Annotated in this window: 11 protein-coding genes; 5 read left to right on the top strand and 6 right to left on the bottom strand. The window is 61.5% G+C overall.

Annotated features, from left to right (window positions below):
* Positions 1-5: 5 nt before the first annotated feature.
* Positions 6-605: a TIGR04282 family arsenosugar biosynthesis glycosyltransferase gene (locus ABWV42_RS15675; RefSeq protein WP_353340999.1), complete on the bottom strand. Its 600-nt coding sequence runs from the start codon at positions 603-605 to the stop codon at positions 6-8.
* A 91-nt stretch (positions 606-696) separates the two neighbouring features.
* Positions 697-1,842, bottom strand: a complete 1,146-nt coding sequence (gene dapE, locus ABWV42_RS15670; RefSeq protein WP_353340997.1) for a succinyl-diaminopimelate desuccinylase — start codon at positions 1,840-1,842, stop codon at positions 697-699.
* Positions 1,843-2,151: 309 nt separating this feature from the next.
* Between dapE and ABWV42_RS15665 the strand changes: the two genes are divergently transcribed.
* Together ABWV42_RS15665 and ABWV42_RS15660 are read left to right on the top strand one after the other, a co-directional pair.
* The gene (locus tag ABWV42_RS15665; RefSeq protein ID WP_353340995.1) at positions 2,152-3,717 is read left to right on the top strand and encodes a Hint domain-containing protein; all 1,566 of its coding nucleotides are present in this window, start codon (positions 2,152-2,154) and stop codon (positions 3,715-3,717) included.
* A 14-nt stretch (positions 3,718-3,731) separates the two neighbouring features.
* Entirely contained in the window at positions 3,732-4,817 is a 1,086-nt protein-coding gene (locus ABWV42_RS15660) for a Hint domain-containing protein (RefSeq protein ID WP_353340993.1), read from the top strand.
* Here ABWV42_RS15660 and ABWV42_RS15655 read toward each other — a convergent pair whose 3' ends face one another.
* Complete coding sequence (locus ABWV42_RS15655; RefSeq protein WP_353340991.1) at positions 4,818-5,186, bottom strand: DUF8846 family protein; 369 nt, start codon at positions 5,184-5,186, stop codon at positions 4,818-4,820.
* 419 nt (positions 5,187-5,605) lie between these two features.
* On the opposite strand from ABWV42_RS15655, the gene ABWV42_RS15650 reads away from it, so the two are divergent.
* Complete coding sequence (locus ABWV42_RS15650; protein WP_353340990.1) at positions 5,606-7,132, top strand: choice-of-anchor L domain-containing protein; 1,527 nt, start codon at positions 5,606-5,608, stop codon at positions 7,130-7,132.
* 99 nt (positions 7,133-7,231) lie between these two features.
* Positions 7,232-8,308, top strand: coding sequence for a transporter substrate-binding domain-containing protein (locus tag ABWV42_RS15645; protein WP_353340988.1), 1,077 nt, complete (start codon positions 7,232-7,234; stop codon positions 8,306-8,308).
* A gap of 57 nt (positions 8,309-8,365) precedes the next feature.
* Here the strand turns inward: ABWV42_RS15645 and dapD are convergent, their stop codons facing one another.
* Entirely contained in the window at positions 8,366-9,193 is an 828-nt protein-coding gene (gene dapD / locus ABWV42_RS15640) for a 2,3,4,5-tetrahydropyridine-2,6-dicarboxylate N-succinyltransferase (RefSeq protein WP_255108983.1), read from the bottom strand.
* 182 nt (positions 9,194-9,375) lie between these two features.
* Here dapD and ABWV42_RS15635 point away from each other — a divergent pair, with 182 nt between their 5' ends.
* Positions 9,376-10,212 (top strand): LOG family protein, encoded by an 837-nt coding sequence (locus tag ABWV42_RS15635; RefSeq protein ID WP_255108981.1) that lies wholly within the window; start codon positions 9,376-9,378, stop codon positions 10,210-10,212.
* Here ABWV42_RS15635 and ABWV42_RS15630 read toward each other — a convergent pair.
* The gene (locus ABWV42_RS15630) at positions 10,209-10,418 is read right to left on the bottom strand and encodes a hypothetical protein (protein WP_255108979.1); all 210 of its coding nucleotides are present in this window, start codon (positions 10,416-10,418) and stop codon (positions 10,209-10,211) included. The genes ABWV42_RS15635 and ABWV42_RS15630 overlap by 4 nt on opposite strands.
* Before the next feature lie 341 nt (positions 10,419-10,759).
* Complete coding sequence (rlmN, locus tag ABWV42_RS15625; RefSeq protein ID WP_353340987.1) at positions 10,760-11,953, bottom strand: dual-specificity RNA methyltransferase RlmN; 1,194 nt, start codon at positions 11,951-11,953, stop codon at positions 10,760-10,762.
* Positions 11,954-11,987 lie beyond the last annotated feature (34 nt).

Raw genomic sequence — 11,987 nt, 5'->3', positions numbered from 1 at the left:
TGGGTTTAGGCGGTGCGATTGGGGACGGGGGGCAGATCGGCAACGGTATCGACGTCGCGCAGGGTGTCGGTGAGGGCGATGGAGAGGCCGGGCAGGGAGGCCATGCTGTCGGCCAGTGCGTGTTCGGTGGACCAGCGGACATTCTGGAAAAGGGTCGCGGGGGCGCGTGCGCCGTGGCGCAATCCGACCAGCCAGTAGCCGCCATCATCCGCCGGACCAAAGACCGCGTCGTGATCGCCAAGGGCGCGGAAGGCGCGGGCGATGTGGGCGGGCTGGATGCCGGGAATGTCGGCCCCGATGATCAGAGTCGGACCCGGCGGCATGGAGCGCAGCGCGCGGGCCATGCGGTCACCCAGATCACCGGCCCCCTGCGGAATGCGTGGCAGGTGGGCGGGCCAGACGCGGCTTTGCAGTCCGGCGTGATCCGGTGCCACCGCGAGGGTGAGATCCCAGCGCGGATCGTCAAGGCGACGCAGGAGGGCGCGGCATTGATGGCGGAACCACCACGCCGCGCGGGTCATGCCGATGTCACGGCCCAGTCGGGTTTTCACGCGGCCCGGGCGCGGGTCCTTGACCATGACAACAAGGCTTGGGCGTGGGGGCATCGGGCTGTCCTTTCAGGGCGGTTCGTGCCTGATTAGAGCCGCAATTCCCCTGTTGTCGAGGTCTGTCCGGTCACATCTGTGCGAGACGATTTCAGGCGAAATAGTCTCGAAGGATGCGGCTGTAGATCTCTTTCAGCTGGTGGATCTGATCGACGGGGACGTTTTCATCGACCTTGTGCATGGTCTTGCCCACCAGTCCGAATTCCACCACCGGGCAGTGGTGTTGGACAAAGCGGGCGTCCGAGGTGCCGCCGGAGGTGGAAAGCTCGGGTGTGCGGCCGGTTTCGGCGGTGACAGCGGCGGCCACCAGATCAGAGAGCGGACCCGGGGGCGTGATGAAGCTTTCGCCGGAAATCTTGACGGTCATGCCGATTTCGACGCCGGTGTCCTTGGCCACCTCATCTGCCAGCCCCTGCATCCAGTCGGTCAGCGAGGCGCCGCTGTGGGCGTCGTTGAACCGGATGTTCACGGTGGCGCGGCATTCGGCGGGAATCACGTTGGTGGCGGGATTGCCGGTGTCCATCGTCACCACGGCAAGGGTCGAGGCGTCGAAGTGGTCGGTGCCTGCGTCAAGGCTGTGCGAGGACATGCGATCCATCAGGCGGGCCATGGCGGGCAGCGGATTTTTCGCGCGGTGCGGATAGGCCGAGTGGCCCTGAATGCCGGTGAAGGTGAAATAGGCGGTGAGCGAACCGCGACGGCCGATCTTCATCATGTCGCCCATCTCGTTCGGGCAGGTGGGTTCGCCGACAAGGCAGACCGCCATCTTCTCGTCTTCGCGGTCCATATAGTCGAGCAGCGCAGTGGTGCCGTCGAGCGCGTCGCCCTCTTCGTCGCCAGTGATGGTGAGGATGATGGCACCTTCGGGCGGGGTGGTTTTCACGAAATCAATCGCGGCGGCGGCAAAGGCGGCGACACCAGATTTCATGTCGGTGGCGCCGCGGCCATACATGATGCCCTCTTTGATCTCTGCGCCGAAGGGCGGCATGGTCCAGGCGGCTTCGTCGCCGACGGGCACCACATCGGTGTGGCCGTTGAAGCCGAAGGTGCGGGCGTGACCCTTGGCCCCCCAGCGGGCAAAAAGGTTGGCAATCCCGCCGCGATCAACGCGGGTGCATTCGAAACCGGCATCGGTCAGCAGGCCTTGGAGAAGCACAAGCGCGCCGCCTTCTTCGGGGGTCACCGAAGGGCAGCGGATCAGGTCAGCGGTGAGGGCGGCGGCGTCGGTCTTGGTCATGGCGGTCTCGCAGAGTTGGGCTTGACCGGCTTTGTGGCACATGGATTTGGCACCGGAAAGCCACAAATCGCCCTGATTGCCCCGCTGCGGAGGCAGGAAGCCCTTAACAAGCGGGCGGGATTTGTGTTTAGTGAGGGCAATAACAAGACCGAGGCAGGTCAACAGCAGCAAGGCCGAAACAGGCCACCCAGAGTGCCCAACCCGTATCGAGCGGTTTTAGGGTCACATCGCAGGACAAAAGCGCCGGACGCACCGGTGCGCGCAGCTGTATGCAATGCCTTGGCATGAGAACATGTTGGGGCAGAAGCTATGGCAAGAATTCCGGTAGATCGCAACGCCAGCGATATGGAGATGGCGGAAACCATTTTTGGCGAGGGTGTCACCGTTGTGTCGGCGGACTATACCGGCGACAGGGATTCCTCGGGGGTGTATTCGAACGCGGACACGGTTTCGCCGGGGGTGGCCCCATCGGACACGGGCGTGATGCTGTCGACGGGCGACGTGCGCTACTTTGCCAACCGGAATGGCCAGTTCAACCAGGACACCAACCAGACCACCAGCTCCAGCGGGCCCAACAACCTGTCCGAGTTCAACGCGGTGGCGGGTGCCAGAACATATGACGCGGCCTATCTGGACGCGACCTTTATCCCGACCGGCGACACGATGACGATGCAGTTCGTCTTTGCCTCGGAGGAATATCCGGAGTTCGTGAACTCGATCTATCAGGATTTCGTGGCGGTCTGGGTGAATGGCGAGCTGGTGCCGATGGAGATCGGCAACGGCGATGTTGACCCGGGCAACGTGAACGGCGGCGAGAACCAGAGCCTGTTCGTGGACAACACGAACGATGCCTACAACACCGAGATGGACGGGTTCACCATCACCATGACCCTGACCATGCAGGTCAATCCGGGTGTCGAGAACGACATCCGCATCGCGATCGCCGATGTATCGGATTCGAACTATGACTCGAACCTGCTGATTGCGGCGAATTCGGTGCAGACCTCGGTGATTGCCAATACCGACACCGTGAATATCGGACTGGATGCCACCAAGACTGTGGACCTTCTGGCCAATGACACCAACACCGGCAGCACGCTGACGATTACCCATATCAACGGGCAGGCGGTGACGGCGGGATCTTCGGTGACGCTGGTGACGGGGCAGGTGATCACGCTGAATGCGGACGGTACGGTCACGATTGAATCCGACAGCGACGAGGAAGTGACCAACTTTACCTATAAGGTCGAGAACGATGTGGGCACCACGGATGTGGGGTTTGTCACCATCAACGCGGCCCCCTGTTTCGTGAAGGGCACCTTGATCCGCACGCCCATGGGGGATGTGCCGGTGGAAGACCTTGACGAGGGCGACCTTGTCGAGACCTTTGATGACGGGGCGCAGCCGGTGCGCTGGGTTGGTCAACGGACAGTGCCCGCCGAAGGGGCGCTGGCGCCGATCCGGATCGAGGCGAATACCTTTGGGGATCACGCGACGCTGGTGGTTTCCCCGCAGCACCGGGTGCTGCTGCGCGATGCAGCGGCCGAGATGCTGTTTGGCGAGTCCGAGGTTCTGGTGAAGGCAAAAGACCTGCTTGGACATGATCAGGTGTGCCGCGAGACAGGCGGCAGCGTGACCTATTTCCATGTCCTGTTCGACAGCCACCAGATCGTGTTTTCGCAAGGTCTGGAGACCGAGAGCTTTTTGCCGGGGCCGCAGATCAACAACATCTTCGAGGAAGAGATTGTCGAAGAAATCGGCACGCTGTTTCCGGAGCTGGATACAAAGACGGGCGAGGGCTATGGCCCGGCCGCGCGGCGGACATTGCGGACCTTTGAGGCAGATGTGCTTCTGGGGCGCAGCAAGGTGGCATAGGGGATCACGCCAAGATGACCTGGATCGCCATCGCAGATCGCGAAAACGCCCGGTTCGAAGCCCGAGGGCTTTCGGGTGCGCGCGCGGGTGCGGATGATCCGGGGCAGGAATTGCGGCGCGGAAGCCTGTTGCTGGAAACGCGGCTGTCGCCCGACGACCGGCCCCAGCTTCTTCTCGGGCTGGAGCGCGGGTTTGAACATGGCTTGAGTTTCATGCTCAAGGCGCTGCCGGGTGGTGGTGTCACCCTGGTGCACAGCCGGGGCGAGGCGATGCTACATGCCACGTTGCGCCATGACGCTGAGGCGCAGCGTACGGATGTGTTGCGCATCACCTATAGCTGGGATCGCGATCACGACTGGGCGCGGCTTGTGATCGAGCGGCCGGACATGGCCCGCAGTTTCCAGACCATTCTGCGCGGCCCTGTTCGCATGACGCTGGAAGACATTCGGGAAATGGTTCTGAACCCGGCGGCGGGATGGATGTCGGAAGACGTGTGTTTTCTTGCCGCCTCTGATCGGATCGAGCCGATCGGGCCGATGCCGGGTCTGACCGAGGAAACGCCTGTCCTGACATCGCTTGGCATCAGGGCGGTCGGGACGTTGCAACGGGGCGATCTGGTGGAAACGCTGGAAGGGTCGTTACAGCCGGTGCTGCACGTGGTGAAACGTACGGTTCCGGCGCGTGGCCTGTTCCGTCCGGTGCGGCTCAGGCATCCCTATTTCGGGTTGAAGGCAGATATCGTGGTGGCGCCTTACCAGCGGATCGTGGTGGGCGGCAGCCGGGTTGAATACCTGTTCGGCGCCGAGCAGGTTCTGGTGCCGGCCAGCCATCTTGTCAAAGGCAGTGCTGCGGTGCGGGAACGCGATCAGACCCTGGTGACCTATTGCCAGGTCGTTCTGCCGGACCATCAGGCGGTTCAGACGGCGGGCACCTATGTGGAAACCATGGACGTAGGCCGGATCAGGCGGAAACCGGATATCCTGAAATCAAGCCTGTTTGGGCACCTGCCGCGCAATATGTTGCCCGAGCACCGTGGCGCGGCCTATCCGGTTCTGGGCGACTATGAAGCCATCGTGTTGTCGGAACAGCGGGCGGCCTGATCAGTTGGCGATCTCGTCGCTGGCGTCCATGCTTTCCTCGCCGTTGTAGAACTCGGTCATCTGGGCAACGACGACGGAATTCTCATCCAGTGCACGCTGCATCAGCTCCTGTTCCTCGGTGGGAATGTCGTGGCCCTGTGCCTCGCGCTCTTCCAACGTGCCATAGCCGGTGACATCAAGCGGCGCGAGATCAGCCTGCTTGAGAATGGCCACGGTTTCGCGCACCGCCTCGGCTTCGTCGACGCCGCTGGCATAGATCATCAGCGCCGCGCCGGTTGCCCCTTCGGGCAGACCGTCGCCATCCTTGCGACCGACCTGAACCAGGAGGGTGTAAACCTGTTGGCGGGATTTCTTCTTGGGTTTTTCCATGCGCGGGCCTTAACGCGGGCAGGGGAGAGGCGTCAAGCGCCGTAGCTGTGCGGCCTATCCGAAAGGGTAGGATTTGTATCTATTGCCCGGCATTTTCCTTCCTTCGCGCAAGAGTTTTTCAAGACGCGTGCTGATAGAAAGGGATCGTTCATCCGGGACAGTCCAGAAGTTGGATGAGTGGAAGTTAAGGGTACTGTGGTAGAGCTTTATGAGTGCAATTGGCTGGCCCCGGGTGAACACGAACTCCAGCGTCTTATGGTGGTGATTGTTCGCGATTCCGCATCAGAGTGTTCCCGACTCAACCAATAGAAGAATCGCCCTGTTCATGCGATGTAGGCTGCAACGAGTAGTGTAAAAAGTATTGAGGTATGAGTATGGTAACGGCTTCCGAGCTGCCGATAAACACGTCCGCTTCTGCAATGGCGATGGCCGAGGCGATGTTCGGCTCAGGTATCACGATCAAATCAGCAACTTACACCGGCGCATCCGAGGCGTCGGGGATTTACTCAAATGGCGATACGGTTGCCCCCAACCTGACGCCATCGGACTCCGGCGTGATCCTGTCGACCGGCAAGGCGACGGACGTGACGCGCGACAGCGGTGATCCGAACCAGCAGGCGAACGAGTCGACCGATTGGAAACTGGCGGGCGATTCCGACCTCGAGGCGATTGCCAGCGCCAAGACCTATGATGCCGCGATCTTCGAGGCCACTTTTGTGCCTCAGGGCTCTGTTCTGACGATGCAGGTGGTTTTTTCGTCCGAAGAATACCTTGAGTACGTGAATTCCGGTTTCAACGACGCGGTTGGCATCTGGGTCAATGGCGAAAAGGCCGAGCTGACGGTTGGCGATGGCGATATCACCATCAACAACATCAACACCGGGTCGAACGAGAACCTCTATATCGACAACCCGCAGAACGCCGAAGTTGCCAATACCGAGATGGACGGTTTCACCGTTACCATGACGCTGAAGGCGAATGTGAACCCCGGCGAAGAGAACACCATCAAGATCGCCATCGCCGACGGTGGGGACGGGATCTATGACAGTAACCTGCTGATTGCCGGCGATTCGATCCAGACCGCGCTGGTGGCGGGGGATGATGACCTGACCGTCGGCAAGACCGGCGAATACACCTTTGACCTGCGTGACAATGACACCAGTTCGACGGGCGCGACGCTGAACATCACCCATATCAACGGCGAAGAGGTCGTGGTGGGGACACCGATCATCCTGCCGACCGGCGAGAGCGTGACCTTCAATGCCGACGGTACGGTGACGATTGAATCGGACGGGGAGCTTGGCACCAACGTGTTCTCCTATACAGTTGCGGATGATCTTGGAAACACCGACGTCGGTTTTGTGAACCTGACCACGGCACCCTGTTTCGTGGCGGGCACCAAGGTGATCACCGACAAGGGAGAGGTGAATGTCGAAGACCTGTCTGCCGGTGATCTTGTTCTGACCCGCGACAACGGGTTCCAGCCGCTGCGCTGGATCGGGCGCACCACGCGCAAGGCCGATGGTCTGGATGCGCCGGTCTGTTTCGAAGCGGGGGCGCTGGGCCATCATGGTCGGGTCGAGTTTTCCCCCAATCACCGGGTGCTTCTGACCTCGGCACGGGCCAGCCTTCTGTTTGGCGAGAGTGAGGTTCTGGTCAAGGCCAAGGACCTGGTGAATGACAGCACCATCCGCCGTCGTGCCGATGGATCGGACGTGACCTATGTACACATCCTGTTTGACCGCCACGAGATCGTGCGCGGCAACGGTCTGGACAGCGAGAGCTATCATCCGGGCGAGGAAACTGTCGGGGCGTTTGACGCCGAAACCCGCGAAGAGATCCTGCGGCTGATGCCATCGCGCGACTGGTCGAAGGGTTTTGACTATGGTCCAAGCGCGCGGATTTCGCTTCGTGGTTTCGAAGCGCGGGCGCTGCTTGTCCAATAACGTGTATTTACAGGTGACGTAGCGCCATGCCGCGTTGACCCTGCCGCCATGACGGGCCATGAAGGAAGACGGTCCGAACAAATGGGATGGGTTGGGTCTATGAAAATCGTGAAGACCGTCACGCTTGCCGTGGCGCTATTGGTATCCGTGGTTCAGTCGTCTTATGCGCAGAGCACGGACTCCTTAGTCTTCTCGTCGGTCCACCGCCCGCCTTTTGCCATTCTCGATGAGGGCGAGGCATCTGGCTTCAGCATTGACCTGATGCGCGAGATCGCGACGCGCCTTGGCCACGAGGTACGCTTTGTGCCCTCGCCGACGTTTGGCGAGATGTTGGACCAGGTGCGCAACGACAGCGTCGATGGTGCGATTGCCAATATCTCGATCACCGCGGCCCGCGAAAGCGAGATGGATTTCTCGCTGCCGATCTTTGAAAGCGGCTTGCAGATCATGCTGCCGCGCGAAGAGGGCACCTTTCAGCAGATCGGCGTTCTGATGACCCGAGAAATCCTGTTCCTCGGGCTGATCGCGCTGGGCGTGCTGTTCGGTGGCGGCATGTTGATGTGGGTTTTCGAACGGCGGCACCAGCCGTTTTTCGACCGCTCTGCCAAGGATGCGATGTTCCCGTCCTTCTGGTGGGCGCTGAACCTCGTGGTGAACGGCGGTTTCGAAGAGCGGATGCCGATGTCGCGCTTCGGGCGGTTTTTTGCGGTGGTTCTGGTGGTGTCGAGCCTGTTCGTGGTGTCGGTCTTCGTGGCGACGATCACGGCTGCGGTGACGGTGGACGCGCTGCAGTCGAACGTGGATTCGATCAACGATCTGGACAACCGGACCGTGGCCACCGTGAGCGGCTCGACCAGTTCCGAATTCCTTGCCGGGCGTCAGATCGATTATGTCGGTCATGATGATCCGCAAAAGATGCTGCGCGCCTTTGCAACCGGCGACGCGGATGCGGTGGTCTTTGATGGCCCGATCCTTGCCTACTATGCGCAGGGCGAAGGGGCCGGTAAGGCGCGCCTGATCGACCGGGTGTACCGGCCGGAGAACTATGGCATCGCCCTGCCCACCGGCAGCATGATGCGCGAGCCGATCAACCGCACCCTGCTCGAGTTGCAGGAAGACGGCACCTATAACGCGCTTCTGGAAAAGTGGTTCGGGTCGACCTACCGGGCGGATTAAAAAAGCCGCGCGAGACAGGGTCTCGCACGGCTTGGATCATCAGGCTGGCGTCCGGGATCAGTCGCGCAGCAGATCGTTGATCGAGGTTTTCGAACGGGTCTTGGCGTCAACGCGTTTCACGATCACGGCGCAGTAGAGGTTGATGCCGTTCTTCGAGGGCATCGAGCCCGCAACAACAACCGAACCTGCCGGCACTTCGCCGTACATTACTTCGCCGGTTTCGCGATCGACGATCTTGGTCGACTGGCCGATGAAAACACCCATGCCAAGGACCGAGCCTTCGCGCACGATGCAGCCTTCGACAACTTCCGAACGGGCGCCGATAAAGCAGTTGTCCTCGATGATGGTCGGACCGGCCTGCATCGGTTCCAGAACGCCGCCGATACCGACGCCACCGGAGAGGTGCACGTTCTTGCCGATCTGCGCGCAGGAGCCAACGGTGGCCCAGGTGTCAACCATGGTGCCTTCGTCGACATAGGCGCCGAGGTTCACGAAGGACGGCATCAGGACCGCACCCGGTGCGATGAAGGCGGATTTGCGGACAACGCAGTTCGGCACGGCACGGAAGCCGGCTTCTTTCCACTCGTGGTCGCCCCAGCCCTTGAACTTGGAGTCGACCTTGTCCCACCAGCCGCCGCCCTGCGGGCCGCCGTCGTGGATTTCCATGTCCTTGATGCGGAAGCCAAGGAGGACGGCTTTCTTGGCCCATTGGTTCACGTGCCAGTCGCCGTTTTCCATCTTCTCGGCAACACGCAGTTTGCCCGAATCCAGCGCGTTCAGCGTGTCTTCGATGGCTTCACGGGTTTCACCGCCGGTCGAGGGGGTGATGGTATCGCGGGCTTCCCACGCGGCTTCGATGGCGGCTTCAAGTTGCGCGTTCGACATGTTTTCAAGGCTCCAAGGTTCAGGATTCGCGACTTTCTAACGGCATCGGAGGGGTCTGGCCAGTTCACAATGCGACGCGGCGGGCGTGCAGACCGGCAAAATGCGTCACGGGGGTGTCACTGGCCAAGGGCGGGCATCTGGGATACGCCTGAAAGAAAGTGTCGAACAGGAAAGTACCAGTGATGAACGAACAGAGCCGCCGCAACCCGCTGCCGAGCGCCCATACGGATGCCGATACCGCCAGCCACGTGCCGCAGACGCCGCAGACCATGTCGCCGGCCTATCGGCTGGCCTATGCGGATCAGGATTTTCTGTGTCGGGACGAAATGCGGTCGGTGCGGCTTCAGCTTGAGCTGCACAAGCCCGAGTTGGAACTGGTGGACCAGGGGGTCGAAGGCACCATCGTGATGTTTGGTGGGGCGCGCATTCCGGAGCCTGCCAAACGTGACACCGCGCGCACCGAGACGCTAGCCAACCTGTCGAAGTATTACGATGAGGCGCGCGAGTTTGCCCGGCTGATGACCCTGCGCAGTGATGGCAAGACCAACGTGATCGTGACGGGCGGTGGCCCCGGTGTGATGGAGGCCGGCAACCGTGGTGCGATTGATGCGGGTGGCAAGTCGATCGGTCTGAATATCGTGTTGCCGCACGAGCAGGCGCCGAATGAGTTCGTGACGCCGGAGCTGTGTTTCAACTTCCACTATTTCGCGATCCGCAAGATGCACTTCCTGATGCGGGCGCAGGCGATCTGCTGCTTCCCGGGCGGGTTTGGCACGCTTGACGAGATGTTCGAGTCGCTGACCCTGATCCAGACCGGGCGCATGGAATGCGTGCCCTTCCTGCTGTTCGGGCGCGACTTCTGGGAGAAGATCATCAACTGGGAGGCGCTGGCGGATGCGGGCACCATCTCGGCGGACGATCTCGAGCTGTTCCGTTTCGTGGAGACGGCCCAAGAGGCGATCGAGGTGATCGACAGCTGGGGCGACTGTGCCCCGCGGGATGTGATCCCGGGCCGTTAGTGGATCTGCGAGGGAAGCACGCCCAGTTCGGTGCCCTGCGGCAGCTTGGTGACGACCTGGGCGCCTTTGACGTCCTTGATCGCATAGCCGTAGCCGGCAAGACGGAATTTCCATTCGCGGGTGCTCAGCGCCTTGCTGCGCTCGCGGGTGATCAGGTCGAGGGTCGGCGAATCGATGCAAGCGCCGCCAATATCTGCATGTGCCATGGGTCGTTTCCTTCCAAAGGTTAACTGTTCACAGTTTGGAAACTGACTGTTGATCTGGGCGGTTTTCTACCGGAAATGAGGAAAGTTTGGGGCAGGTGCGGGGGCTTTGCCCCCCACGACGCCCCCACCCGAAGGGCGGTTGCGCCGCTCCCCCAGGGTATTTTTCCAAGAAGAAGCAAGGTTTCCTTAATCCCGACCGTGTTCAATAGACGCGCGGTACAGGCTGGGGAGCCGATGGCCGCCCAAGGAGAAGACGCCCCGAACTCCGCTTTGGAATTCGGGGCGCATCTTTTCTTCTTGGGGCAAATACCCCGGAGCGCGAGGCAGCGCCTCGCAAAATATCAGCTGCCGGAGAGGCCCGCTTCGGCCTCGATCTGCTTGCGCGACTTGCGGGCGCGTTCGGTGGCCGATTTCAGCTGCCCGCAGGCGGCCATGATGTCTTCGCCGCGCGGGGTGCGGATCGGCGAGGCATAACCGGCCTGGTAGATGATGTTGGCGAAAGCGCGGATGCGGTTGTTGGACGACCGTTTGTAGGGTGAGCCGGGCCATTCGTTGAACGGGATCAGGTTGATCTTGGCCGGGATGTCGTGGCGCTTGATGTGGTCGATCAGGCGGTGGGCGTCTTCGTCGCTGTCGTTCACGCCGGCCAGCATCACGTATTCAAAGGTGATGCGTTCCGAGTTCGAGGCCTTGGGATAGGAGGCCAGCGCCTCGAGCAGGGTTTCGATGTTCCAGCGTTTGTTGATCGGCACCAGCACGTCGCGGGTTTCATCGGTGGTGGCGTGGAAAGAGATCGCCAGCAGGCAGCCGATTTCCTGTGCCGTGCGGGCGATTTCCGGCACCACGCCGGAGGTGGAAAGCGTGATGCGGCGGCGCGAGAGCGAGATGCCCTCGGGGTCCATCGCGATCTTCATCGCGTCGCGGACGTTTTCGAAATTGTAGAGCGGTTCGCCCATGCCCATCAGCACGATGTTCGACAGGAGGCGGGTTTCGTCCTTGGGTGCGCCGCGTTCCGGCCATTCGCCAAGGTCGTCGCGCGCCATCATGATCTGGCCGACGATTTCGGCCGCCGTCAGGTTGCGCACGAGTTTCTGGGTGCCGGTGTGGCAGAAGGAACAGGTGAGGGTGCAGCCGACCTGCGAGGAGACGCAGAGGGTGCCGCGATCTTCCTCGGGGATATAGACCACTTCGACCTCGTGGCCGCCGGCAATGCGGACGAGGTATTTGCGGGTGCCGTCTTCGCTGACCTGTTTGCTGACCACCTCGGGCACGGCGACTTCGAACTTTTCGTCGAGTTCGGCGCGGTAGGCCTTGGAGAGGTTGGTCATCTCGTGGAAGTCACGCACGCCCCATTGGTAGATCCACTGCCAGATCTGGCCGGTGCGCATCTTGGCCTGTTTCTCGGGGGTGCCATTGGCGATCAGCACCTCGCGCATGGCGTCACGCGTCAGGCCGACAAGGTTGATCTTGTCGCCTTCGGGGGTTTTCCGCGGGATGGTCATCACGTCCTGCGTGATCGGTGCGCTGGCGGTCATGGGCTTTGGGTCCTGGGTGTGAAATCAGACGCGT

It is taken from the genome of Pelagimonas sp. KU-00592-HH (assembly GCF_040369695.1).
GTDB lineage: Bacteria > Pseudomonadota > Alphaproteobacteria > Rhodobacterales > Rhodobacteraceae > Shimia.
Note: the sequence above shows the minus strand (reverse complement) of the source record. Positions and strands in the feature narration are given on the sequence as shown.